The organism is Burkholderia sp. BCC0506, from assembly GCF_902833145.1.
Taxonomy (GTDB): domain Bacteria; phylum Pseudomonadota; class Gammaproteobacteria; order Burkholderiales; family Burkholderiaceae; genus Burkholderia.
The window spans coordinates 184,223-210,128 of record NZ_CADFEN010000003.1; the positions used below are offsets into that span (position 1 = coordinate 184,223).

At 69.4% G+C, this 25,906-nt stretch carries 15 protein-coding genes; all 15 read right to left on the reverse strand.

The window, feature by feature from the left end; genetic code table 11:
• Nucleotides 1–28: 28 nt before the first annotated feature.
• On the reverse strand, nucleotides 29–766 hold the full coding sequence (locus tag HWX62_RS08215) for an iron-containing redox enzyme family protein (RefSeq protein WP_175929428.1): 738 nt from the start codon (nucleotides 764–766) through the stop codon (nucleotides 29–31).
• Nucleotides 767–785: 19 nt separating this feature from the next.
• Nucleotides 786–3,185 carry an EAL domain-containing protein gene (locus tag HWX62_RS08220; RefSeq protein WP_175929429.1) on the reverse strand — a complete coding sequence of 800 codons (2,400 nt, stop codon included), beginning with the start codon at nucleotides 3,183–3,185 and terminating at the stop codon, nucleotides 786–788.
• 116 nt (nucleotides 3,186–3,301) lie between these two features.
• Complete coding sequence (locus HWX62_RS08225; protein ID WP_175929430.1) at nucleotides 3,302–4,078, reverse strand: Crp/Fnr family transcriptional regulator; 777 nt, start codon at nucleotides 4,076–4,078, stop codon at nucleotides 3,302–3,304.
• A gap of 446 nt (nucleotides 4,079–4,524) precedes the next feature.
• Nucleotides 4,525–5,550 (reverse strand): lipase secretion chaperone, encoded by a 1,026-nt coding sequence (locus HWX62_RS08230; RefSeq protein WP_175929431.1) that lies wholly within the window; start codon nucleotides 5,548–5,550, stop codon nucleotides 4,525–4,527.
• A gap of 3 nt (nucleotides 5,551–5,553) precedes the next feature.
• Nucleotides 5,554–6,678 carry a triacylglycerol lipase gene (locus HWX62_RS08235; RefSeq protein ID WP_175929432.1) on the reverse strand — a complete coding sequence of 375 codons (1,125 nt, stop codon included), beginning with the start codon at nucleotides 6,676–6,678 and terminating at the stop codon, nucleotides 5,554–5,556.
• A complete protein-coding gene (locus HWX62_RS08240) occupies nucleotides 6,671–7,087 on the reverse strand; it encodes a DUF4345 domain-containing protein (RefSeq protein WP_175929433.1) in 417 nt (138 codons plus the stop codon). The genes HWX62_RS08235 and HWX62_RS08240 overlap by 8 nt, the downstream gene beginning before the upstream one ends.
• A 19-nt stretch (nucleotides 7,088–7,106) precedes the next feature.
• Nucleotides 7,107–8,411: a hypothetical protein gene (locus HWX62_RS08245; RefSeq protein WP_244135997.1), complete on the reverse strand. Its 1,305-nt coding sequence runs from the start codon at nucleotides 8,409–8,411 to the stop codon at nucleotides 7,107–7,109.
• Nucleotides 8,408–9,187: an outer membrane lipoprotein-sorting protein gene (locus HWX62_RS08250; RefSeq protein ID WP_175929434.1), complete on the reverse strand. Its 780-nt coding sequence runs from the start codon at nucleotides 9,185–9,187 to the stop codon at nucleotides 8,408–8,410. The genes HWX62_RS08245 and HWX62_RS08250 overlap by 4 nt, the downstream gene beginning before the upstream one ends.
• 51 nt (nucleotides 9,188–9,238) lie before the next feature.
• On the reverse strand, nucleotides 9,239–10,648 hold the full coding sequence (locus HWX62_RS08255; protein WP_175929435.1) for an FtsX-like permease family protein: 1,410 nt from the start codon (nucleotides 10,646–10,648) through the stop codon (nucleotides 9,239–9,241).
• Nucleotides 10,645–11,361, reverse strand: a complete 717-nt coding sequence (locus HWX62_RS08260; protein WP_175929436.1) for an ABC transporter ATP-binding protein — start codon at nucleotides 11,359–11,361, stop codon at nucleotides 10,645–10,647. The genes HWX62_RS08255 and HWX62_RS08260 overlap by 4 nt, the downstream gene beginning before the upstream one ends.
• Nucleotides 11,358–12,752: an NAD(P)-binding domain-containing protein gene (locus HWX62_RS08265; RefSeq protein ID WP_175929437.1), complete on the reverse strand. Its 1,395-nt coding sequence runs from the start codon at nucleotides 12,750–12,752 to the stop codon at nucleotides 11,358–11,360. Before HWX62_RS08265 ends, HWX62_RS08260 begins: the two co-directional genes overlap by 4 nt.
• A 20-nt stretch (nucleotides 12,753–12,772) precedes the next feature.
• Complete coding sequence (locus tag HWX62_RS08270; RefSeq protein WP_175929438.1) at nucleotides 12,773–16,783, reverse strand: cytochrome P450; 4,011 nt, start codon at nucleotides 16,781–16,783, stop codon at nucleotides 12,773–12,775.
• Nucleotides 16,780–22,809, reverse strand: a complete 6,030-nt coding sequence (locus HWX62_RS08275) for an SDR family oxidoreductase (RefSeq protein WP_175929439.1) — start codon at nucleotides 22,807–22,809, stop codon at nucleotides 16,780–16,782. Before HWX62_RS08275 ends, HWX62_RS08270 begins: the two co-directional genes overlap by 4 nt.
• Nucleotides 22,810–22,884: 75 nt before the next feature.
• Nucleotides 22,885–24,495: an acyltransferase domain-containing protein gene (locus HWX62_RS08280; protein ID WP_175929440.1), complete on the reverse strand. Its 1,611-nt coding sequence runs from the start codon at nucleotides 24,493–24,495 to the stop codon at nucleotides 22,885–22,887.
• Nucleotides 24,477–25,904, reverse strand: coding sequence for a TolC family protein (locus HWX62_RS08285; protein WP_175929441.1), 1,428 nt, complete (start codon nucleotides 25,902–25,904; stop codon nucleotides 24,477–24,479). Before HWX62_RS08285 ends, HWX62_RS08280 begins: the two co-directional genes overlap by 19 nt.
• Nucleotides 25,905–25,906 lie beyond the last annotated feature (2 nt).

Here is a 25,906-nt window from a genome sequence, read left to right on the forward strand (position 1 = left end):
CCGGCTCGCGATCGCGCGGTGCCGGCTCCTACGCGTGCATGCAGCAATCGAGACTCGTCGCGAAATAGCCGAGGCTCTTGCGAATCGACGTCTCGACGTCCCGCACGTCGCGCGCTGCCGGCGACCGGCCGAGCAGCGTCGCGACGATGTCGAGCGCTTCCCACGGATGCCGGTCGTCGTAATCGGCGTGCAGCTTGAGCCATCGCATCGCGCGATGCCGCACCGCCGGATCGAACTGCACCGCGTACGACGACGCGCACAGCAGCGCGCTCCACTCGCCCGTCACGCCTTCGATCGCATAGTTGGTCGCCGCGATGCTCGGCGCGAGCGCATCGGCGCTGCCGCTCTTCCAGCACCAGTGGCTCAGCGCGAATCCTTCCGGCGGCGCATCGCCGCGCAGCATCATGTCGAGCGTCACGCCGGACTCGACGGCCCAGTTGACCCAGTGATCGACGTGATTCTGCTCGACGCGGATGTTGCGGATCAGGTAGCGCCGCGCCTTCTCGTCGCCGCGCGACCGGTACGCGGCGGTCTTCACCAGGTTCATCGCCATGTATTCGGGAAACTGGCTGACCACCGCCCAGCCGGTCACGAAGAACGCGTGCAACTGCGGCGCGCGCAAGGTCCCCGCGCTCATTGCCGCGAACAACGGATGCGCCAGGACACGGGCCTTCAGCTCGTTGGTCGCGCCGACCACGTCGCGCAGCCAGCCGGGATAGCTGGCCAGGTCCGTCAGGTCGCCGGTCAGTTCAAATGGAACACTCATGCGTTCGATCCTCGCTCGTTCAATGGAAGCCCCCTTCCTGCCAGGGCGCGGGGCGGCCGAAGTAATACCCCTGGCAATAGTCGACACCGAGCGCGCGCAGCATGTCGGCCGTCGTCGTATCCTCGACGTGCTCGGCGACGGTGCGGTACTGCATCACGTGCGCGATATCGTTGATCGCGCACGCGATGCCGTGCTTGACACGGTCGGACGTCATGTCCGATACGAGGCCGCCGTCGATCTTCAGATAGTCGATCGGCAACTGGCGCAGATACGAGAACGACGACATGCCCGCACCGAAATCGTCGAGCGCGAACCGGCAGCCGAGATCGCGCAGCTCGCACATGAAGCGCGATGCGACTTCGAGATTGCGCACCGCGCTCGTCTCCGTAATCTCGAAGCACAGCCACGACGGATCGAGCCCCGACGCCGACAGCTCGGCGATCACGAACTCGACGAAGCGCTCGTCGGTGATCGACATCGCCGACAGGTTCACGTTGTATTCGACGTACTGGCGCCGCTCGAGCCGCGCGAGGCGCTGGATCACGGTGCGCACGACCCAGCGGTCGATCATCGTCATGTGGCCGTAGCGCTCCGCGGCCGGCAGGAACACCGGCGAGATCAGCTTGCCGTCGGCGTCCGGGATGCGCAGCAGGATCTCCGCGCGCTCCTGCGCGCCGCTTCCCGACTGGATCGGCACGATGCGTTGCGCATACAACTGGAACGAATTCGTCTCGAGCGCCGTCTTCACGCGCCGGCTCCATTGCAGGTGGTACGCCTGGCGGCCCGAATTCATGTCGCGCGAATCGGCGACGTGCACGCGATTGCGGCCGCGGTCCTTCGCGACATAACAGGCGATATCGGCCATCTGCATCGCCGCCTCGACGTTGGCGGGCCGGCATGCAAGATCCAGCACGCCGATGCTGACGCTGATCTTGAACGGCTCGCCTTCCCACCGGAACGTGAAATCCTCCACGCACGCGCGGATGCGCTCGGCCTTGCCGCCGTCCGGCATACCGTCGCCGCCGGCAGGCAGCAGGATGCCGAACTCGTCGCCGCCGAGCCGGCCGACCACGTCGGCGTCGTCGAGACCGCGCCGGAATATCGCCGTCGCGTCGCGCAGCAGCGCGTCGCCGGCCGCGTGGCCGCATACGTCGTTGATTTCCTTGAAGCCGTCCAGGTCGAGCACCATCAGCATCCCTCCCGCGCGCCGCGCCAGCGCTTCGCCCAGACGCCGCTCGAACTCGGACCGGTTGACGAGGCCGGTCAACGCATCGTGCGATGCCTGCCAGGTCAGCTTCTCGATCAGTTGGTATTCGCGCGTCATGTCGCGCAGGATCAGCACGTATCCGACGCAACGGCCCGCCGCGTTGTTCATCTTCGACAGCGACGCACGTACGGCCACCGCGGAACGGCATCCGCGGATCAGGTCGAGATCGCGTGTAAAGGTGTGATCGCCGCTGTTGCTGAACGATGCGAGCAGCTTGATCGACATGCCGGTCGACGTATCGATCAGGTCCAGCACATCGTTGATCGGCTTGCCGACGCACCGGTCCGAAGACGCGCCAAGCAGTTGTTCGGCCGCCGGATTGAGCGTCTCGATGCTGCGCGTGAGACCGATCGTGACAATCGCATCGGCCACCGAGCGCAGCGCGGCTTCCGCGAACGCCTGGCTCCGGTCGAGTTCGGTCTGCATCGACAGTTGCTGGCGTTGCGCGCGATTTGCCCAGCGCACCGACAGCAGCATGATTAGCAGCGACGCGACGAGGTACGACAGGAACAGCTGGATCACGGCCGAGCGGAATTCGGCGCTCAGTTCGTCGGAAAAGCGCTTCGGCAATGGCTCGATGCGCGAATTCAGATCCCAGATCTCGCGGTTCAGACGACGCGTGCGATGCGCGTCGCCCGCCCGCACGGACTCGCGCAGCGCATCGGCAAGCTGGCGCAGGCCGACCAGTTGCCGATCCGCATCCTCCCAGTACCGCAGCGCGACGTTCAGGCTCGCGAAGCTGCTCAGAACCGGATAGAACCACACCACCGCCGCCGCATCGACGGGATTGATGCCGGCCGCGATCATCGCGGCCCGCGCGATGCTGGAATCCGCGGGCACGCCGACCATCGCGCGACGCGCGACGCCGAGAAACGTGAGGGTCCGGTCGACCGCCAGGTAGTCGTCGAACAGCTTCTCGTCGCCCGTCTGGCCATAGCGGGTCAGCAGGATCACCTCGTCTTTCTGTGCCTTCGACCAGCTGCTTTCGCCGCCGACGTACACGCGCAGCGACATGATCACGATCAGGCTGACGGCGACGAATCCGGCCAGCGCGACGATCACGACGACGATCGGCAGGATGCCGAGCGCCGGACTCCACGGCCACACGTAAAACGAGCTGCGCTGACTCTGGCGCTTCGACATGTTTTCCATACTGAATGACTGCTTTTCTGATTATTCTCGACGCCACCGGCCCGGCATCGGCCGGACGTCCGGCATCGATGCCCCCCCTGCTTCGGTCCCGTCTGGCTCGCCGCGCCCCGAGGCGGCTAGATCGTCCTGACGCGGCATGACGACACGTCACCCGCATTCGCCACCGCATCGACCGTCAGGATGCGGCGCGTCTCGTCCCGGATGATGCGATGGCAGTCGCAGCCCTGTCGTTCGAGATTCGCGAGATCCGTCAGCACGATCGCGCCGCGGTGCTGATGGATCAGGCCCAGTTCGTGGAGTTGCCGCGTGGTGTCGGAGACCGTCTCGCGCCGCACCCCCAGCAACTGGCCGAGCATGCCGTGCGTGACCGGGATCTCGATGCTGCGCGAGCGCTCGTACGCAACCAGCAGCCATCGGCCGAGCTGATGCCGCATCACGTGATGGCGGCCGCAGAACATCACCTGCGACGCCTGGGAGAGCGCCAGCTGCATGCGCACGAATACCTGCCGCCGCACCGCGGCCGATGCGTCGCACGCGTGCGCGAACCGGTATGCAGGCAGCCGGTAGGCAAAGCCGCCGCGATAGACGACGACGCGCCGCTGCATCGCGCTGCCGATGATGTCGTCGCATACGACACCCTCGCGGCCGATTTCCGTGACGCCGAGCGTCGCCTTGCCGCCTGCCGTGTACTGCAGCGAAATGCCCGCCGTCACGGGAAAATAGACGGCGCCCAGGTTCTCGCCCGCGTCGCACAGCACCTCGCCGGTCCTGAGATTCGCCAGCTGCAGATGAGGCGCCCATTCCGCGAGATCCATTCCGTCGAGCGCAGACAGGAAATGATTGGCCCCCAGCGCATGCGGCAACTCGATGACGTTGTTTGCCTCGTGTATCACGGCGCACCTCGTACGTTGTATCCCTGCCCGGCCACCGAACTTCATGCTTTTTAAACGGGATCTTTTCTCTGTCTTTCCAGTTCTGACGTTCTCATCCCGCTTGCATTGAGCAAAAAGGTATCACGCAGGCCCACCATTCGCGCCACTCCGCCTTTGTTACATGAAGTAATTTGACAATTTATTCGATTCCATGAAGTTTTCTTGCATTGTCAATCATGTATTGCAGACTTAAACATCGATTTAATAAATGCGACTCCACGATTAATCATTGATAATACTCAACGCAATTCAATCCGTTCCAATTCGATTAAGTCCGCCAATGAAAATAATTCATCTTGCGAAATAATGCGGGTTGAGTGGCATGGCCCACACTGTCCGGACGACGAACGTGCGAGGAGCGGGCGGGATCGCGCCGGCCCGCGATGACGGCACGGGGTGAGGTCGCGCTAGTGCGCGGCTGCGGGGCCGGACGTGCTGCCCGCATCGAGCGACGCGGCGCGCAGCGCGTCCGCGCGATCCGGAAAGATGCGTTGTCGCAGTTGCGCGAGCTGTGCATCGTGCGCGTCCGGCGCCAGCAGCTGCGTGTCGAGCCGCTCGCGTTCGGCCGTGTAGTCGCGATAACGCGCCTGCCACGCATCGTCGCGCTGCTGCATCTGCACGACCCGCTCGGCGACGTCGGCACCGAGCTGCACACGCAGCACATCGGGCGTCGCGCGCTGCGCGTCGAGTCGTGCGACCGCCGCGATCGCATCGCGCTGCCGCGCGAGCCGCTCGCGTGCGTCGCGCATGCCGGGCGGCAGCGACTGGTCGAGGGCGGCAAGACGTTCGCGCTTGCGTGCCTCGCCGAGCGACGGATCGCGCGCGATCCGGATCCGCTCGAGATCATCGCGCTGCTGCCGGAATTCGTCGCCGAAGAACGGCGCGCTCCAGTCGCCGAGCCAACGGCTCGCGAGCGACACGCGCTGCTCGAGCGCGAGCGCGATCGCATCCGGATCGAGGCCCGCACCGGACGGCGCGGCCCCGGGGCGCGCATCGAACGCCGCGACACACGCGCGATAGCGCGGCCACAGGTCGAGCGCGTCGCGCTGCGCCGCCGCGCCGATCGGCTGCGCGGCCAGGGCGCGCGCAACCAGTGCATCGAGCGCGGCCGGCGCCAGCTCGTGCTGCGCCAGCAGATAGTAGTCGAAGAATTCCCGCACCGCGTGCCGCTTCGCGAGATGCCCGTCCGACCCCACCGGCAGGCGCGGCGCGCTCGACCCCGCGAGCGCCGCCGGCAGCGCGACCTCGGACGCGGCACCCGCGGGTGGCCGCACCGTCGCCTCGCCGGGTACCGCGGCGTCCACGACGGGTGCAACGCCCGCGATAGCCGTCGGCACGTCCGGCGGGCCGAGCGCATGCCATACCGCGGCCGCCGCGAGCGTACCGGTCGCGCCATAAAGCGCAGCACGCAACAGCATCGTCCCGCCCTTCATCGCTCACACGCCCTGCAGCTTCAGCCGGTTCGCATGCACGCGCAGTGCCGCGACCGGATCTTCCGCATACGCGCCGCGAATGCCGAGCAACTGGTTGATCGCGTCGAAGTGATTCCAGCGATAACGCGTCGAGATCACCGTGCCGAACAGCGAACTGCAGGTCGACGTGAAGCCGTCGTTCGAACCCGCGCCGGCCAGCGCCATGACGTTCCCGGCCGTCAAGAACATGAGCGTCGACGGATCCAGCACGTTGGCCGGATCGATGACGGGAAGCACGCTGGTGTCGACGGCTCCCGTCACGATGCCCAGCAGCGACACGGGCTGGTAAGCGGCTCCGCTCCACGAATACAGCAGATGCACGTTGCCGCCGATCGTCTCGGCCGGGGCGCCGGTGCTGCACGCCCCGCTGCCGAGGCCGGGGCTTGGGAACAACCGGTTGAACTGCGCGGCATACGTCGTACCGAGCGCGTTGAGCGCGGCAATCGCATCCTGGTTCGTATTGTGTCTGTCGCTGGTCAGGATCCCGAACAGGTTCAGCAGCGCGCCGAACACCGGCGTCGACAGGCCCGTCGGGTCGAGCCTGAGCGCGCCGAGCACGAAATCGGCGAACTGCGAGCCGCGATGCGGCGTCGCGATCGTCGTGACCGATGCGACCAGCGCGGGCGCGACCGACGCCACGTAGCGCGACGTCAGCCCGCCCTGGCTGTGCCCGATCAGGTTGACCTTGGCCGCGCCCGTGACCGCGAGCACCTGCTTCACGTACGCGAGCAACTGCTCGCCGCGCCCGTTCGGGCCGAGATCGCTCTGGAAGCCGGACAGGTCGGCAACATAGACGGTCGCGCCATGCCGTTGCAGGTCGGCCTGCATGCCGTACCAGTACGGCACGACGCCTAAATAATCGTCGGTGCCGGTCAGGCCGTGCACGAGGATGATCGGATAGCGGGTGGCCGCGTAGTCGTCGAGCGCGGCGCCGGCCGCCGTTTGTGCGCCGGCTGACGGTGCGGCAAGTGCGACGCATGCGAGCAGCGCGGTGCAGGACAAGAAACGCGTGAACGATCGCGCCACGCGTCGCACAAGATGTCGCGCGATCGCTGCGCGCCGGCCGATGAGGCTGTCGATGTCATGCATGTGTGTGCTCCCAGGTTGCGCGAGCAGCCACGCGCCGTTGCCACGCGATGAACAACGGCGCGCCGACGACTTCGAGCGCCGTGAAGCCGACGAACGGCGGCCACGGCAACCCGAGCGACGCGAGTGAAATCAGCCGTCCGATGCCGCCGAGAAAGATCATCGCCCATAGCGTCGCGAACAATCGCCCCTGCCGCTCGATCCCCGGGATCACGGAAAACGCCGCGAGCCCGAGCCCGAACCAGACACCCGCGTAGAAGCGCAGGTTGCCGTCCAGCGTCGCGTCGGCGGGCAGCGCGATGCCGAGCGACGCATACAGCGGATCGTGGATGCCCATCATGCCGAGCACCCCGGTCACCGTCGGAACCAGCGCGAGCACGGCGGTCGCCGCCTGAAGCGCGCGTTTGCTCATTCGAACTCTCCTTGCCTCGTCATCGATAGAAAATGCCCAGCACCTGCACGCTGCTCGACTCCGGCATCGCACCGAAGCGGCTCCACGACGGCCCGCGCTGATGCAGCCACTGCAGCGCGACGTCGAACCGGTCGAAGCGGCGCCGCAGCTCGACCCAGTATTGCCGGCCGCCGCCGAGATCGGCCTGCATGAAACCCGACAGGTCGAGCCGGCGCACGCCGATATTGCGCCACGCCGCCATCAGGAACACGCCGTGACGGGTCTGCAGTTCCTGCGCGGCAATCGACGTGCGCACCGCGCTGCCCCACGCATAGGGGTTCGCGCGCTGCAGCGCGCGCCATTGCGCGGCCTCCGCGCCGCCGCCGTTGCTCTGGAATTCGGCGGTGAGCGACAGGTCGACCGGCAGCGTCCACGTCGCGCCCACCGACGAACTGGCGCGAAACGCGCTGTCGTTGCCCGCGCCGGTTGCGCGCGCGATCAGCGAGCGCCGGTAGCCGCCCGCCCATTCGACGTACGCGACCACCGAGTTGCCGAGCAGCACGCTCAGATTCTGGCCGAACTGCGGCGCCTGCCCGCTTTCGCCGTAGACGATCCATTGCGGCTGGAGCGTCGCCGTGAGCCGCTGGCTCGCGACGAGCATCCAGCGATCGACGCCGTTGGTGCGCTGCAGGTCGGACGATGCAGCCGGATCGCCCGGCAGGCTGCGGCGTTCGAGCCGCGGCGACAACAGCGCCGCGACGGAGCCCGTGTTCCACACCTGCTGCGCGCGCAGCGCGACGGTACCGAGCCGGTTCGTGTGGCGGCTGTCGGGGTCGGGCGGTACGTCGAGGCTCACCGCGCCCGCGCGAAAGAAGTCGGTCGGGTTGTAGCCGATCGCCGCGCCGAGCCGCTGGTTCACGCGCCCCGCGTCGACGACGAACGCCGGCGACGCGCGCCAGCTCGCATACGCTTCCTTCACGAGCGTCACGTCGCGCGACGACGTGCGCGACGTCCCGAGCGGATCGAAGCGGTCGAAGCGCATCGAGAAGTGCGCAGCGAAGGTCGGCGTCAGCCACTGCCCGTATTCGAATTCGATCGACAGCTGGTTGCGGCCCGCCTCGCCGCCGTCGCGATAGCGGCTCGCGCGCAGCGCGTCCTGCACGTTCAGCTTCCACGGCTTCGCGGTATCGGCCGGCGGCGCGGGCGACTGGTCGGCCAGCGTGAGCGCCGCGGCGTCGGCCGCATCGGCCGCATCGACGCCCCCCGCCTCGGCCGCTCGCGCGAGCGCCGGCAACAGCACACAACACGCGATCGCCGCGATCCGGCCTCGACGCCGCACCGTCATTGCGCCTGGAAGCGGGACAGGTAGTCGCGCTGCAGCCAGCCATCGGGAATGTCGCGCCATGCGTAGTCGGAAAAGCGCATGACCGTGACCCAGTTGCTGTCGAGCCCGTCGATGATGACCGTCTCGGTCGGCCGCTCGACGCCGAGCTGCATCGTGTAGCGCCGGTAGAACGCGGTCTTCAGCAGCCGGTCGCTTTCCGAATAGAAGCGCGCCTTCAGCGGCCGGTTGTTCGCCGCGTCGATCCAGATCTCGATGCGGCGGTAGGTCAGCCCGTCGCCGTGGCCGGTGAGCGCGAGCCGGTACGCGCGGCGCGTCTGCCGGTCGCCGTCGGCGATGTCCTCGATGCCCTTCAGCTCGGCCGTGTAGTCGTGCGCGAGATTGACCGTCACGACGTCGCCGTTCGCGGCCTGCCCGAGCAGCCGCTGGTCCGGCGAGATCCGCACGCTCGCCTGGTTCGCCGGATCGTAGAACCACAGGTCGTTGCCATTCTTCAGCATCAGCTTGCCCGTGTCGCGCGCCGGCGCGACGAAGCGCACCAGCGTGCGGAACGCGCCGCCGGGTGCGTCGGGTTTCGAGTAGATCGACAGCGTGTTGCCGTCGACCTGCTTGCCGGACCGGTACTCGACGAGCGTCGCGGTCAGCACGAACGACTTCTCCGGCGTGCGGATCGCATCGCTCGCGGCAAGCACCTTCTGCGGATCGGGCGCCGGCTGCGCATGCGCGACGCCGGCCAGCAACGAAAAACTCAGACAGCATGAAACGAACAGGCGACGCACGTGCGCTCTCCCGAAAGTGAAATGAACGAAAAATGCGGCACACGAGCGGCCTCACGCATGCCGCAGCGCATCGACGATCGACAGCCGCGCCGCATGCCGAGCCGGCAGCCACGCGGAGAGCCCGGCCACGCACGCGAGCCCGACGAACGTGACGGCGATGGAGCGCCACTCGCCCCACACGCGCACCGTCAGCGCGACGGCGTCGATCCGCGCGGGCGGCGTCCACGCGAGCCCGCTGTGGTTGACGGCCGCGGCGATCGCGAGCGCAACGAGCACGCCGAGCGACGCGCCGGCCACGCCGAGCAGCGCGCCTTCGCACACGAACAGCGCCTGGATGCCGCCGCGCCGCATCCCCATCGCGCGCAGCGTGCCGATCTCGACCGTGCGCTCGATGATCGCGGTGCTCATCGTGTTGCTGATCACGAACAGCACGATCGCGCTGATCAGCACGAACACGAACCCGAAGATCACCGAGAACATCCGGTTGGTCTGGTCGTAGAACGGGTTCAGCGCCGCGAAGTCGACGACGTCGAGCGGCTGGCCGTCGAAGCCGCCGTGCAGCAACTGCGCGATGCGCGCGCGCGCCGCCGGCAGATCGGCCGTGCGCGCGAGCTGGATCTCGATCGCGGTCGCGCGCGGTTCGGCGCCGCCGTAGACGAGCCGCTGCGCCTGCGGCAAACGCACCGCGAGATACACGTCGTCGAGCTCCTTCACGCCCTGCTGCTCGGCCTTCACGACCGAGAAGCGGCCGACGTTCGGCGCGCCGCCCGCGCTCGCGGTCAGCACTTCGATATGCGCCGCGCCGCCATCGGCCGGGCCCGCGCCGGCCTCGCCCTGCGCGAGCGCCAGCACGTCGGGCGGCGCGGTCGCGGCCGGGCCGTCGGCCGCCGGTTCGGCCGGGCCGGCCGGCGCATCCTGGCAATCCGGCACGTGCAGCGGCCCGCACAGATGCAGTACGCGCGCGACGCCGAGGCCGACGATCGCCGCGTCGTCGGCGCTGCCGCGCAACGCGAATTCGCGCGGCCGCAGCGGAAAGCCGTACGCATTCCATTGCTGCATCCGGTACTGATCGTCCGGCACCGCGCCGAAGCCCATCACCGTGCGCGACACGCCGGCCGAGAAGTTGCCGGCGATCCCGCCGAACTGCAGCGTCGGCGTGACGACCTGCAGCAGCGGCGCGAGCTGCGGATCGCGCCGCAGTCGCTCGATCAGCGCCGGGTAGTCGCGAATGCCGTACGCGGCCGGGTCGCCGGTGCCGTACAGGAAATAGCCCTGCCGCTGAATCTGCAGATGGCCGCTGCGCTGCACGAAGTCGGTCTGCAGGCCGAGCGTGATGTCGCGGCTGAAGCCGCCGAACAGCAGGATCGCGCTGACGCCGACGATCATCGCGAGCAGCGTGGTCAGCGAGCGCCGGCGGTTGCGCTGCAGGTTGCGCAGCGCGAGCATCAGCGTATGGGTCATCGGCCCCCCTCCTGCGTCGCCGCGCCGGCGCCGCCGCGTTCGCGGCCGACGATGCGGCCGTCGAGGATCCGGATCACCTCGTCGGCGACGCGCACGACCTGCGGATCGTGCGACGACACGACGATCGACACGTCGCGCTCGCGCTGAATCGCGCGCATCAGCTCGATGATCGCGTGCCCGGTCGCGCTGTCGAGGTTCGCGGTCGGTTCGTCCGCGAGGACCATCGCCGGTTCGGCCGCGAGCGCGCGTGCAATCGCGACCCGCTGGCGCTGGCCGCCGGACAACTGGCTCGGCCGGTGCCCCGCCTTGTCGGCGAGCCCAACCGCGTCGAGCAGATCGCGCACCCGCGCCGCGCGCCGCGCGGCCGCCCAGCCCGCCATCAGCAGCGGGTACTCGACGTTCTCGTATGCGGACAGCACCGGCAGCAGGTTGAAGGTCTGGAACACGTGGCCGACGTGGCGCGCACGAAAATCCGACAACGCATCGTCGGACAGCGACGCAGTGTCCTGGCCCGCGATCGTCACACGCCCGCTGTCGGGGCGGTCGATGCAGCCGATCATGTTCAGTAGTGTCGTCTTGCCGCTGCCCGACGGGCCGCTCAGCACGGTGAAGCGGCCCGCATCGAGCGTCGCCGACACGTCGGCGAGCCCGGTCACGCGCACGCTGTCGAGCAGGTAAGTCTTCGACAGGTGTTCGACGCTCACGAGACTCACGACGCACCTCCCGCGCGCACGCGCCGCACCGCCGCCGCTTGCGACGCGCTCGCGCTGACGCTGGCATTGGCGCCGGGCACGGCCGGCAACCCGCGGATCAGCCGCCGCAAATGCAGCCGGTACGCGAAATGCTCGACCTCGATCACGTGCCGCGGCGTGCGATGGAACGCGATGCCGCCGCGCCAGTCCGAGCGGCCGCGCCGGATCAGCCGGTCGACGCGCGCGGCCTTGCGCGGCGCCGCGTCGCGTGCATGCAGATAGCGCGCGAGCAATTGCGCCTGATAGTCCATCAGCGGCCAGTTGCCGGTCGACGTCTGGAACAGCCCGATGAAGAACAGGTCGCGGTGCTGCGCGTCGAACATGTTGAGATACAGCGCCGGCTGCGCCTTGGGCCATTGCAGATGCGCCTGGTCGATGAACGGAAAGCTCGGCCGGTAGCCGGTCGCGTACACGATCACGTCGACCGGTTCCTCGCCGCCGTCGACGAACACGACGCGATCGCCCCGCAGTTCGCGCACGTCGGGCCGCGCGGCGAGGTCGCCGTGGCCGAGGTGATAGAACAGCGTCGAGTTGATGATGAAATGCGATTCGAACAGCTTGTGGTCGGGCTTGCGCAGCCCGTAGTGTTCCGGTTGCCCGGCCGTCGTCAGGCGCAGCAGCCGCTCGCCGAAGAAGCGGCGCGCCCACAGCGGCATGCGCAGCCGCAGCGGCCACTCGGCCCACTCGTCGGCCGGCATCCCGAACAGGAATTTCGGCCAGTAGTAGTAGCCGCGCCGCGTGCTGTGGAACACCGCGCGTGCATGATGGGACGCCTCGACGGCGATGTCGCAGCCCGAGTTGCCGGCGCCCACCACCAGCACGCGCTTGCCGCTGAAGATCTCCGGCGTGCGGTACTGGGACGAATGCAGTTGCAGCCCGTCGAAGCGCCCCGGATAGTCGGGCAGTTGCGGATGCGACAGATGGCCGTTGCAGACGATCACGCCGCGATAGGTGCGCACTTCGCCGCGATCCAGTTCGACGCGCCACTGCGTGCCGTCGGCAACCGGCGCGATCTCGAGCACCGAGCGGCCGAACTCGATCCGGTCGTACACGCCGAAGCGCCGCGCGTACGCACGCAGATACGCGAGCGCCTGGTCGCCGCGCGCGTAGGTCGGATAGTCGTCGGGAATCGGAAAGTCGGTGTACTCGGAAAACCGCTTCGAGCTGATCATGTGAATCGACCGATACACGGCCCCGCTCGGCCGGCCGTAGTACCAGTTGCCGCCGACATCGTCCTCGCGCTCGATCACGTCGAAGCCGATGCCGGCCGCGAGCAGGTTCTTCGCGGCGGCGATCCCCGCCGCGCCCGCACCGATGATGCAGTACCGCGCGCCGTCGTTGCGCTCCGTCATGGTGGATCTCCTCTTTCCGTTCAAAGAACCGACGCGGCCGCGGCCTGCATCTCGGTCGCGCCCGCGAGCCGCGCGTCGTGCAGATCGGCGATCGATGCGCCCGCGCGATCCGCGATCGCGAAGCCGCCGTGCGAATAGCGCAGCAGCATCTCGGCGTCGCCGGCCTGCGCCGCGCCGAACACGATGCGCCCGATGCGCCACGCGCTCGGCGGCTCGCCGTCCTCGGGCCACGCGCCGAGCAGCACGCGCAACACGTTTTCGAGATGGTTGACCGGCAGCCACAGCTGCGGGCACGGCGCGTCGCCGCCGTCGCCCGGGCCGCCTCCGTCGGTCGGCGCGCGCCACAACGTCTCGGCGTCGGCGGCCCGCGCCTGCGCGATGCCGTCGCGCCAGCACGCGTCGGGCAGCAGGTCGCCGCGCCAGCTCGCACGCGCGACCGGCCGCGGCGCATCGTCGTGCGCATCGCGCGGCAGCGATACCGTCGAGCCTGCGGGCGGACGGCTGCGATACAGGAACGACGCATCGAGCAGCGCGCGGCCGGCGAGCGTTGCACAGCGGACCGTCACGCGCCAGCCGTCGTCCATCGTGCGGCCCGCTACGTCGGTGTCGAGCGCGACGTCGCCGCGCGCGTCGAGCGCGTCGGCGAGCGCATCGAGCGCGATCGTCACGTCGACGGCTTCGTGCAGGTAAGCGGGCTCGCCGTCGGGCGGCGCGACCCAGTCGGCCACCACGCGCGCATGCTCGAGCAGCAGCGACGCAGGCATCGCCGCGCGACCGCTAAAGCGAAATGCACGTGTATAGGGTGCGCCGGCCGTGCGATAGCGCGTCGAGAAGAACGCGAACGGCCGGAATCGTGTCGGCTCGCCCGCGTGGTGCCGGCGCGTCGCGAGTTCGCCGAGATTCGGCAGGCCGTCGACCGCATCGAAGCCGCGCAGCTGGATCGGCGTCAGTGCACGGCCGACAGCACCCATGTACATCGGTTCGCCGCTATCGGAAGCCGCGAGCTCGGCGAGCCAGTGGCGCACGCCGTCGTCGATGCGCATCGGCGTCACGTAGCGCCGCGTGACGGCCAGGTTCGTGATCATCCCGACACCGTTCCACGTCGGCCACACGAGCGTCTTCACGCGGCACGTGCCGGCGTCGCGTCGCGCCCACCAGCCGAGCCGCGCGAGCGCCTCGTTCGCGGCCGCATAGTCGGTCTCGCCCGTCATGCCGCCCCAGCGGCCGGTCAGCGAGCCGACGTTGACGAAGCAGTCGACGCGCGGCCGCTCGCGCACCGCCGCGTAGAGATTCATGAAGCCGAGCACCTTCACGCGCACGGTGTCGACGAATTCGTCGGCGGTCTTGCGCGGCAGCCGCACCGGCCGATCGATGCCGGCGTTGTGGACGACCCCGCGCAAACGCTCGCCGAATTCGTCGCACAGTGCGCGCACCGCGGTGGCATCGGTCACGTCGCACACGCGGTAGTGCACGGGCAGACCGAGCGCGGCCACCGCGTCGAGCGACGCCTTCAGTTCACGGCGCCGTTCGAGCTGCCGCAGCGTATGCCGGATCGCCTTCGGCGGCCGCTGCGGCGTCGCCTGACGCAGCAGGTCGAGCCCGTAGCGCTTGAACCCCGCGTCGTCGAGGGCGAGCCACGGCTCGTCGCCGGCCGGCAACGCGTCGCGGCCTGTGACGATCACCGCGCAGCGATGACGTTTCGCGATCTCGCAGGCGGCCAGGAAGCCGATTCCGCGCGCGCCGCCCGAAAACAGTACGACGTCGTCCGGCCCCCAGTCGGGCGCCGCGTGCGCCGGCAGGTCCTCGCGACGCGCGACGAGCGTATGGCGGCATCCGCCGCGATGGCCGACCTCGAAGCGCCCCCAGCGATACAGTTCGCGCACGAGCAATCCGTCGACGCGCCCCGTCTCGTCGGGTGCGATGTCGAGCACGCGCACGTTGCAGTTCGGCAATTCCTGGGGCAGCGTCTTCGCGAGGCCCGCCCACAAGCCGCCGAGCGGCTGCACGAGCGTGTCGTCGCCGTAGCCCATCAGCCCGTCCTGCCACGTGATCGCGAGATAAAACAGCCGCGACGTCGACTCCTCCTGCACCCAGTCGCCATAGCACGCCTGCAGCAACGCGACCGTGCGGCGCAGCGGCGCGTCCCACTGGTCGTGTCCGTCGAGCGAGAACGGCGCTTCGACGCCGAGATCGACGATGCCGTCGAACGGCCCCGACTGCACGACGAAGGTGCTCGCGGCGCTCGCCGGATCGACGCCGTCGGCCGGCGCGAATACGCTCGGCTTCGCGCACGCGCGCAGCAGCGCCGCCACCACGCGTTCGACCGTGCGGCCGCGCCCGTTGACGATCGCGATCCGCTTGCCGCTCAGTTCAGCCGCGGGCGCGTCGGGCAGCGGTTCGATTTCGACCGGCCGCCATGTGAAGCGGTGTGTCGGCGCGGCGTCGGTGTGCAGCCGCGTGTCGTTCGTCGTGACGTCGCGCCGGAGAAAGGCCAGCACGTCGGGTGCCAGCGTGGGGCCGGCGGGCGTGGATGCGGGTGCAGCCGCGCTCGCCGGCTGCGCCGCTTCGGGCCCCTGCGACGACGACTGGGGCAGCCGCGCTTGCGTGCCCGTGAACGGACACGCCGCTGCGCGCTCGGCCCGCGCGCTCGTGTCGCGTGCCGCCTGCATCGTCGGCCCCCGTTCGCGCGAGCGCGGCTTCGCGATCAACCGGATGCCGTCGCGCGGACGCAGCGAGATCGTCGCACCGGTCTCGAGCGAATGCCCCGGCACCGCGCTCAGGTCGATGTGCTGCGCGACCACCGCGATCAGCACGCGCATCTGCAGCAGCGCGGTCTGATAGCCGATGCACTTGCGCATGCCGCCGCCGAACGGGAAATACGCATACTTATGCCGCGCCGGCGCGTGCGATCCGAAGTTTTCCGGATCGAATGCGTCGGGGTTCGCCCACAGCGCCGGATGACGATGCGTGACGTACGGCGACATGAACACCGACGTGCCGGCCGGCACGTGATAGCCGCCGATTTCGTCGTCGTCGACCAGATCGCGCGTGAAGCCCCAGATCGGCGGATACACGCGCAGGATCTCGTCGACGGTCTGCACCAGATACGGCAGGCGCTCGATGTCGCGCGCGTCGGGCGCCCGACCGCCGAGCACGGCGTCGAGCTCCTCGCGCAGCCGGCGCAGCACGTGCGGATGCTGCGCGAGCGCATAGAGCCCCCACGCCATGCCGCTGCCGGTGGTTTCGTGGCCCGCGAGAAACACCGTCATCACCTCGTCGTGCACCTCGCGCTCGGTCAGCGGCGCGCCCGTGTCGGGGTCGCGCGCGGCGAGCAGCAGCGAGATCACGTCGCTCGGCTCGCTGCGTCCCGCGCGATGCTCCGCGACGATCGCGTCGACGATCGTGTCGATGCCGCGGCGCGCGTGCGCGATCCGGCGATTGAACGGCGTCGGCATCCAGCGCGGCACGAAATCGTTCAGGTTGCCCTGCGGCATCATCGCCTCGATGCCGAAGCGCACGGCCGGCCCGACGTCGTCCGCGTGCCGCGAGATGTCCGCGTTGAACAGCATCAGCCCGAGCATGCGCAGACTCACGCGCATCATCTCCTCGACGACGTCGAACGGCGCGTGCGCGGGCCGCTTCGACCAGCGCTCGACGAGCGCGAGCGCCGCGTCGCCCACCGCGGCCGTGTGCGCGTCCACCTGCTTGCGGTGAAAGAGCGGCTGCACGACGCGCCGGTGACGCCGCCAGAATTCGCCGTCGGTCGTCAGCAGCCCGTCGCCGAAGAACATCTTGAAGTTGTCGTAGAAGCGGCCGCGCACGTAGTTGCGGTGATTGTCCTGCAGCACGTGCTGGATGCCGTCCGGATGCGCGAGCGCGTGCGTGAGGAACGGCCCCAGGCGGTTGCGGGCGATATCGCCGTACTGCTGCTGCAGCTTCAGCAGCATCCTGACGGGGTTGCGCTTGTATTCCGCCAGGTTGCCCATCACGACGCTGCCGCGCGGGCCCGGCGCGAGACGCTTCGTGCTCATGCGGACACCTGTTCGGCAGCCGCCTGCGCCGCGCGTTGCGCGTCGACCTCGCCACGTGCGGCGAACGCGCCGGTCACGCGATGCACGTAGCCGATCACGATGCCCGTCACGTCGCGCATTTGCATCAGGACCCTGCCGTCCGGGCGCACAGCGACGAACCGGTTGCCGCTGCTCGCAGGCCCCTCGAGCGCGAACGCGCGCGGCGTCACGTGCAGCGCGATCGATGCGTGACGGGCCGACAGCTCGCAGTCGTTGCCGGTTTCGTACAGGTCGATGCGCCCGATCGACATCGGCGCCGCGAGCGGGATGTAGTCGCCGGCGACATGATCGAGCGCCGCCACGCGCGCGAGCCCGTCGAGCAGGATGCTCGGCACCACGAACCGCAAGAACACCGGATCGCCGTCCGGCACGTTCAGCCGGAACCGTGCGTGCTTGCCCGCGTCGCTCATGCCGGTGTCGGTCGTCGACACGAACGGGCCGGTCAGCCGCACCGGCGCCGCGTCGAAGTGATACGGATCGGCGACCGGCGTGAACGTGCCGGCCGCCGCTTCGCTCCACACCGGCGCCGGCGCGTAGGTCTCGGCCAGACGCACGGTGATCTCGAAGTGCGGCTTGTCGCGCACGAGCAACTGGCCGCCCGGCGCGAGCACGTCACCGGCGATCCTCACGTGCACGAGTACGGCGTCGCCATCGCGCGATGCGATCCGCGCATGGATGCGCTTCATGCTCGGCCGTTTCGCATCGTAGACGCGCAGGAAGTGCAGGAAGGTCGCGTCCGCGAACCCGACCACCTTGAGCCCCGGCACGAGCCGCAGCGCGGCCTCGGCGGCCACTTCGGGCACGAAGGTGCCGGGCAGCGTCGGGAAGCCGTTGACGACGTGATGCTGCAGGTACGCGTCACGCTCGAGATCGAACACACGCTCGACCGTCACGCTGTCGTCGGTGCGCGCGAGTTCGCGGCCGAGATAGAAATCGGGCGCGCGCACGGCGCCAGGCGCCGGTTCGTCGAGGTCGAAATACCCGGGCAGGTGCGTTTCGATCGCGCGCCGCTCGGCATCGCCGAGATGCACGGACATCGCCGCCCGCTCGGCGAGACCGAGCTCGCGCATGAAGTGATGCTGCCCTTCCGCGGTGCGCATGCTCGTAAACAGCCCGCTTTTCTCGAGAAATGCGCGTGTGACCGGATTCGCGCCGAGCCCGACCGAGCGCCACAGGGTCCAGCCGATCGTGAATTCGTCGTGGCCGAGCGTCGCGCGGTGATACGACGCCTGCGTGTTCAGGAAGTCGTTACCCGACGCGTAGTCGGTTTCGCCCGCCTGCCCCGTCAGGCCGATGAACGATCCGAAGTTGCACCACAGGCGCGGCTGCCGCGCACCGAACGCGCGCCGCAGGTTCCAGTAGCCGCGCACCTTGATGTCGCGCACCGCGACGAAATCGTCGAGCGACTTCACGCGCACCGACGCCGAACGATTCAGTCCGGCCGCGTTGACCAGCAGGTCGATGCGCGGCTCGCGCGCGAGGATCGCGTCGATGGCCGTCTTCACGCTGTCAGGGTCGAGCACGTCGGCACGCACGTAGGTCACGCGATGCGCGCCGCTGAATGCGCGCATTGCCTCGATGTTCAGGCACGCCGTGCGCGCGTCGGCACGCCGCTCGAACGCGTGAATGATCTCCGGCAACGGTCGCGCCGGATGCAACGCCTTTTGCTGGCGGATGTAGTCGGGACGACTCTTCGAGAACGTTTCGTCGTCCATCGTCAGGAGCTCGGCATCGACCGCGTCGAGCGCGCTGCTGCCGATCAGGTACAGCGTCGGCCGCACGTACGCGGCGAGTGTCTTCATCAGCTCGCCGGTGATCCCGCGCGCTCCGCCGACCGCCACGACGACCGAGTCCTGGCCGAGCGACAGCCGCTCGTCCGCGCGCAGTTCGCCCGCCTCCGCGATCACGCGCGGCGTGCGGCGCCGCCCTGCGCCCAATGCGACGACCGGCAGCCAGTGGCGTGCGCCGCTTTCGCGCTCGGCATCGCGCAGCGCATCGGGCAGCGCGCGGGCGTCGGTCAGCACGGCGACCGGATGCGCTTGCGGCATCTCGATCGCAAGCGCCTTCACGAGGCCCGTGAACAGGCCGGCATCCGGATGCGGCACGTCGCCCGCGAGCGCGTCGAGCAGCAGCGCGACGAACGTGCCGTCGCGCTCGAGTGCGTCGTGGCAGCGCTTGATCGCGAGGAACGCGAGGTCGTGCAACGCGAGCCGCGCGGGTGCGGCCGGCGCGGCGACGCCCGGTGCGAGCGCGCTGGCGTCGAGCGACGTCAGCACGCGCACGTGGCCGATGTCGTCGGGGAATATGTCGAGCGCCGCTGCGTCGATATGCTCGATCCAGTGCCAGCCGGGCCTGCGGGTGGCGAGCGGCCGGGTCGACAGCACCACGCAGCCGGGCCCCGGCTCGGCGTGCGCGGCCAGGACTTCCGGCATGTCGGTCACGATCACGCAGCGCGGCGTGATGAACGGCGTTGACTGCCCCGCAGGCCGCCACGGCGCGTCACGCCATTCGATCCGGTAACGCGCGACGCCGAGCGGTTCGCCGTCGGCCGCGACGCCGGTCCGGCGCAGCGTGCCGGGCAGCAAGGTGCCGGGGGAAACGGGTGCGGCCGATGCGGCAGTCGGGGTAGCCGGCGCCACCGAAGCAGCGGCCGGCGCGGCTCGACGGGCAGACGGCTCGGGCATCGGCGTCGACGTCGCCTCGCCGTCCGGTTCGCCCGACGCAGCCGCTTGCGCGCCCACGCCTTCGCAGGCGACGTGCAGCGCATAGCGCGCACGATCTCCGCCGCTGTCGCGCGTAAGCGTCGTGCCGGCCTCACGCGCGACGACCGCGCGCAGCACGTCGATCGCCGAATCGGCGCCGGCATAGGTCACCGCCCGGCCCGTTGCATCGCGCGGCGCGGCCGGTTGGACGGCCGCCTGCGCGTCGCCGCCGCCGACCACCGCCAGCACCGGCAGCCCTTCGACTTGCGCGCGCCGTACGGTCGTCACCGCGAACAGCACGATGCCCTCCGCGAGCGGCAGATCGAATGCCGGGCGCACTTCCTCCGCCGAGTTGCCGTTGATCCCGCCGACGATCGCCATGTCGAGCTCGCCGCTGCACAGAAAGCGCTCGGCCGCCTCGAACGCGGCCAGCGTCGACGCATGCCCCGCGTCGACCGTCATGTTCATCCCGTGCAAGTCGTGATAGTTCGCGACGCGCGCCGGGATCACGTTCGGCATCATCCCCGGGAACGAATTCTCGGTCGTGGGCGCGACCAGCTGTTTCGTCGCCTCGCGCAGGCCATTCAGCACGCGTTCGGTCGCCGCGCGCTCGTCCGGCCGCGCCGCGTCGAGCACCGCGGCCGCGATGTCGTCGAGATAGCAACGGCTCGCGTAAAGCGCCGCATTGCGCGTCGGCCCCATGTGTCCCATCACGAGCCCGATCGTATCCGCATGCGCGGCCCAGAACGCGCCGAGGCGTTCGCGCAGGTCGTGCGCGGCGTCGAGCGCCAACAGCTGGCAGCGGTCGAGCGCGCGCAGCACGGCCGGCGGCATCTTCACGCGCGCGAAACTCGGCAGCGGATAGCCGATTCCGAAGCTCGCGTCCGGCGCGCGGCCTTCGCCGCGCAACCAGGCCGCGACCTGCGCGTCGCCGTCGAGGCCGGGGAATTTCGCCGACCATCCGACGATCGCGAGCGGCTCGCGCTTGAAGCGGCCGCTTGTCGGGCCGGCGGGCAAATCGTCGCGGTATTCAGACACGATCAGGTGCCCGTTCGTCCCGCCGAAGCCGAACCCGGACACCGCCGCGACGCGCGCCGCGTCGCGCCGGGCCGGCCACGGTACCGGCGCGACCGGAATCCGCAGGCTGGTGGCGCCGATGTCGAACTCGGGCGGCGGCTCGCCGAAGCGATGCTGCGGCGGAATCACCTGATGCCGCAAGCCGAGCAGCACCTGGATCACCGACACGACGCCCGCCGCCCAGCCGGTATGGCCGACCAGCGACTTGTTCGACGTCACCTGCACCGGCCGGTCGCGCCGGATCGCATCGCGCAGGCTCTGGAATTCGGCGAGATCGCCAGCCGGCGTACCGGTTGCGTGCGCAACGACCCAGTCGACGTCGCCGGGCACCGTCTCGGTGCGTGCGTACGCGCGGTCGATCGCGATGCGCTGGCCGGCCGAATTCGGCGCATAGATCGCCTTGCCTTTGCCGTCCGACGACGAGCCGAACGATTTGAGCACGCCGAGAATGCGGTCGCCGTCCGCGCGCGCGCGGTGCAGACGCTTCAGGATCACGACGCCCGCGCCGTCCGCGAACAGCACGCCGTCGCAGTTGCGATCGAGCGGGCGCACCTCCCCGCTGCGCGACAGCCCGTGCAGTTTCGAGAACAGGATCGAGCCGCGCGGCGCGAGCGCGAATGCCCCGCCGCACGCGACCACGTCCTGCTGGCCGAGCAGCAGCGCCTTGATCCCGAGGTCGATCGAATACAGCGACGACGAACACGCGGTATCGACCATCATGGTTTGCGCGTCGTCCGGCAGCACGCCCTTCATCGCGTTCAGGCCGACGCGGTGCGGGAAGAACGACGCGAGATCGCCGGCGCCGCGCGCGTAGCGCGCGCTCAGCACCGCATCGATCGCGGCCACGCGGCGCGCGCGCTCGGCCGCGTCGACGCCCGCGTCGACCAGCACCGCGTTCAGGCGCTCGCGGGCGGCGGCCAGCACCATGCCCTCCTCGAGATGCTGGCTGCCGTCCGCCGTATAGCCGACGAGGAACGCGACGCGATCGGCGTCGCGCAGCGTCACGCCGTCGAGCGACTGGCACAGCGCGTGCCGCAGCCACAACGTCGTCAGCTCGCGCGGCGCGGTGCCTGCATCGAGCTCCGCGCGCACCGTCGGGCATGGCTCGAAGCGTTCGATGAAGACCGAGCGCGACTGATAGCTCTTGTCCTCGGCCGACGTATCGGGCGAGTAGAACGAGCGGTAGTCCCACCGGTCCGGCGGCACGTCGCCGAACAGTTCGGGGCCGTCCATCAGCGCCCGCCAGAAGGCATCCGGATCGCTCGCGCCGGGCAGCGCCAGCCCCATGCCGACCACGGCGATGTCGTCGCTGTCGGGTGCATCGTCGGCCGGCGCCGCCGTGCGGCCGGCCGATGCGTCGCCCGGCGGCGCGGCGGCGGCCACCGTGTCGGGCGCGTTCGCGGCGGGCTTCTCCGTCGCCCATTCGGCGCGCGGCGACAATCCTTCGCTGCACAGCGACAGCCCGCCGTCCGCGACGACCACCTGCCCGGTGATCCAGCGCGCGGCGTCCGACGCGAGGAACACGACGAGATCCGCGAGGTCTTCCGCGCGCGCGAGCCGTTTCAACGGCGTCGCCGCGATACTCGAGCGCTTGGTGTTCTCGGGGTCCGGAAACTGCGCGGCGACGTCGCCGTCGATCAGCGTCGACGATGCGCCGTTCACGCGAATGTCGCGGCCCGCGTACTCGACGGCGAGATAGCGCGTGAGCGACTCGAGCGCCGCCTTCGCGGTACCGACGACCAGATAGTTGGCCGGCACGAGCGTCGCGCCCACCGACGACACGTTGACGATCGCACCACCGCCCGAACGCGCCATCAACGCCGCGGCGCGGCGCGCGCACCAGAACGCACCCTTCAGGTTGGTGTCGAGCGCGCGATCGAAATGCTCGGCGCCGATCTCGTCGACGCCGAGCAACGCACCCGACGCGGCGTTGTTGACGAGCACGTCGAGGCGGCCGAAGCGCCGTTCGATCTCGTCGAACATCCGGTCGACCTGCGCCTGCTGCGCGACCGACGCGCGGATCACGTCGACGGTCGCACCGAGTGCGCGCAACTCGTCGGCGGTCTGCTTCGACGCGTCGAGCGAGTGAAAGAAATTCAGGATCACGTGCGCGCCCTGCTCGGCGAAACGCCTGCAGATCGCCTTGCCCACGTTTTTCGCACCGCCCGTCACGAGAACGAGCTTGCCGCGCATGCTGGTATTCGACATGGATCGCCTGCCTATCGAGAACGTGTCATTACGGGCAGGGCCCCCCCTGCCGACCTCCATTTCGTCGCGCCGCCGTCAGGCGGCGGCCTTCCCCTGGTTCTCGTAGACGAAATCGACGATCTGTCCCATCGCCTTGAAATCGCCGCTGCGGAAATTCGCGGGCAGCGGCGGCAACGCGTAGCGTGCCGTGATGCGCTGGATGATCTCGGTCTGCTTGACCGAATCGATGCCGAGCTCGGCCTCGAGTTCGATCGATTCGGAGAACACCTCGGCCGGATACTCCATCGCCTGCGCGTAGATATCGACGAGCTCCGCGAACAGCCGCTCGCGCGGCACATGCGCCGGCCGTGCCGCCGCGGCGGCCACCCCCCCGGCCGTCGCGAACGGTTCATGGGCAACCGAGGGTGCGGGTACTGCCGCCAATGCCGGCCCGCTCACGGCGGCCAACCGCGGCGCGGCCGTGACGGTCGGCTCCGGCTGCGGCGCGAACGGCGTCGCGCCCGGTGCGGCGCCTGCCGATGCCGCGCTCGCGGCGTCGAATGCGTGACGCAGTTCGCCCTTGAGCCAGTCGACGATGTGCGGCCCGCGCGCATGCCAGAACGCGTCGAAACCGAAGCCGGCGTTGCCGATGCGAATATCGTCTTTCATGAAGCTGTCCTCCTGAAAATAACGGGTGATCGTCGTGACGACGCTCGATTCCTCTGCCGCGTTCGACGGGCCGCCGAACGTCCTGACCGTGCCGGGCCCCGCGATGCGCACGACGATGCGCGCCAGCGCGTTGAGCGCGCCGCATTCGACATAGCGCACGATGCCGTCCGCGCGCGCGGCGCGAATCGCATTCGCGAACCGAACCGGCAACACGAAATGCGACGCGAGCCGCGCGCCGGGATCGTCGGCGACGCTGTAGCGGCGGCCGAGGATCGGCGAATACACTGGAATCGCGAGCGGGCGATGCGGATAGGCGGCCAGCCGCGCGGCAAACTGTTCGCGCGCGCCCGCGAGGTCGGGATGATGAAAGCCATAGGGAGACCTGAGCGTCTGCGCGCTCACACCGCGCGCCGCGCAGGCCGCGACGAAACGTTCCAGTGCATCGCGCGGGCCCGACACGACCGTCTGCGACGGATGGTTTTCGACCGCGACGCACACGTTGCGCACCGCATGCGTGACGGCGCTCGCGTCGATCAGCTCGCGCGTCGCGTCGGCGCCCGCGGAAATCGCGGCCATCATCCCGTCTGCCGGCGCGGCCGCCTGCAACGACGCAATCCGGTCGCAGACGATCCGCGCGCCCTGCTCGATCGAATACATGCCACCGCACACGAGCGCCGCGATCTCGCCGAAGCTGTGTCCGATCAACACGTCGGGCACGACGCCGTGCGCATGCAGCACGCCGAACATCCCGACAGACGCACCGAAGATCCCGAGCTGCAGCAAATCGGGCGCATCGCGCAGCCACGTGTCGAGCCCCGCGTCGTCGCGCCACAGCGCACCGGTCAGCGGCCGGCCGAGCCGTTCGCTCGCGATCGCGTCGATCGTGTCGAGCGTGTGCCGCACGCTGCGGTGCTCGCGGCCGAGTTGCCGCAGCGCACCCGCGTAGAACGCGCCCTGCCCGGGGAACAGGAACGCACAGCCGCGTGCTTGCGCACCGCCCGCGCCCACCCCTGCGTCGATCAACTCGCGTCGTTCCATAATCCCAACCTCCCGAGGCTCTCGGCCAGCTTCAGTCTCGCGGTGCGCCACTTCGACACCGCGAGCACACGCTGCCGGCGCGCATCCGCGAGCGCCGACTGCGCATTCAACAGTTCCGTGAACGTGCCCACGCCGGCCTTGTAGCGACCGCGTGCGATGTCGAGCGAATGCAGCGCGGTGTCGAGCAGATGCTGCGAGTTGTCGAGGTTCGTCGTGTCGGTCTGCAGGCTCTGATAGCTCTTCCACACGTCGAGCGACACCTTGAGCTCGGTACTGCGCACGTCGGCTTCCTGCGCATCGGCCTGCGCCTTCGCCTCCGCGACGCGATAACCGGACGCGAACCCTTCGAACAGCGGAATCGAGACCTGAATGCCGATCGAATTGCCGTGACTGCTCTGGATCTGGAACAGCGACGGCTGCTGCTGGTACGACGGGTTGTTGCGCGTCAGGCTGCCGGTCAGTGAAATCGTCGGCAGCGTCTGCGCCCGCACCGCGCGGATCTGGTCGCGTGCCGCCTCGAGCTTCTCGCGCGCGGCGATCAGCTTCGGGTGATGGCGCTTCGCTTCGGCGATCAGGTCGGCGACGCCGCGCGTGAAGTCCTCGCGATCGGGCGACGCCTCCGCGTCGGCGATGCGCAACGGCGTGTCGGCATCGACGCCGAGCGTCGTCGCGAGCGTGCCGATCGCGTTCTGCAGGTCGCCTTCCGCGCTCACGCGATCGAGCAGCGCCTTGCGATAGGTCGTCTGGGCCTGCAACGCGTCGCCGAGCGTGCCCGCGCCGCCGTCGTGACGCGCGGTCGCTTCGGCGAGACTCTCCTGCGCCGCGCGCTCGACGGCCTGCGCCGCCTCGAGCGCCGCCTGCGCGTCGCGCAACGCATAGAACGCCTGCGCCGCGTCGTAGAAGACGCTCTGCAACGTGTCGTCGTGCGTGGCGTTGGCCGCGCGCAGCAGCGCGCGCGCACGATCGAGATTCGCGCCGCGCTTGCCGAAATCGAACAGCACCCAGCTCAGGTTGAGCATGCCGTAGCGGCTGCTGCTGCGCTGGTTCTGCGAGAAGCCGCCGCTGTAGTCCGTCGTCAGGTTGTCGCGCTGGATGCCGGCCGTCGCGTTCAGCGTCGGCCAGTACGCAGCCTTCGACACGCCGACCTCGGCCGCCGCCGCACGCGCGTCCGACCACGTGCGGGTCAACTGCGGATGCGAACAGATCGCCTGCAGAATCGCATCCTCAAGCGCGAGCGCGCGGCCGTCGACGTGCTGTGCGCCACACGCGGTCGCCGACGCCATCGACCCGGCCTGCGTCGCCGCGACATCGTCGCGGGTGCGATAGACGTCGAGCATCTGCGCGCATGCCTGCGACGCGGACGCCGCGCATGCAACGGCGGCCAGCACGATGGCAAGTGGACGTGCCATCG

Excerpts from the sequence above, each read along its gene's own strand:
- HWX62_RS08240 (WP_175929433.1), bottom strand. The coding sequence starts at position 7,087 with ATGAGCAAACGCGCGCTTCAGGCGGCGACCGCCGTGCTCGCGCTGGTT.
- HWX62_RS08265 (WP_175929437.1), bottom strand. The coding sequence starts at position 12,752 with ATGACGGAGCGCAACGACGGCGCGCGGTACTGCATCATCGGTGCGGGC.
- HWX62_RS08270 (WP_175929438.1), bottom strand. The coding sequence starts at position 16,783 with ATGAGCACGAAGCGTCTCGCGCCGGGCCCGCGCGGCAGCGTCGTGATG.
- HWX62_RS08235 (WP_175929432.1), bottom strand. The coding sequence starts at position 6,678 with ATGCATGACATCGACAGCCTCATCGGCCGGCGCGCAGCGATCGCGCGA.
- HWX62_RS08255 (WP_175929435.1), bottom strand. The coding sequence starts at position 10,648 with ATGACCCATACGCTGATGCTCGCGCTGCGCAACCTGCAGCGCAACCGC.
- HWX62_RS08215 (WP_175929428.1), bottom strand. The coding sequence starts at position 766 with ATGAGTGTTCCATTTGAACTGACCGGCGACCTGACGGACCTGGCCAGC.
- HWX62_RS08275 (WP_175929439.1), bottom strand. The coding sequence starts at position 22,809 with ATGTCGAATACCAGCATGCGCGGCAAGCTCGTTCTCGTGACGGGCGGT.
- HWX62_RS08230 (WP_175929431.1), bottom strand. The coding sequence starts at position 5,550 with ATGAAGGGCGGGACGATGCTGTTGCGTGCTGCGCTTTATGGCGCGACC.
- HWX62_RS08220 (WP_175929429.1), bottom strand. The coding sequence starts at position 3,185 with ATGGAAAACATGTCGAAGCGCCAGAGTCAGCGCAGCTCGTTTTACGTG.
- HWX62_RS08245 (WP_244135997.1), bottom strand. The coding sequence starts at position 8,411 with ATGACGGTGCGGCGTCGAGGCCGGATCGCGGCGATCGCGTGTTGTGTG.
- HWX62_RS08280 (WP_175929440.1), bottom strand. The coding sequence starts at position 24,495 with ATGGAACGACGCGAGTTGATCGACGCAGGGGTGGGCGCGGGCGGTGCG.
- HWX62_RS08285 (WP_175929441.1), bottom strand. The coding sequence starts at position 25,904 with ATGGCACGTCCACTTGCCATCGTGCTGGCCGCCGTTGCATGCGCGGCG.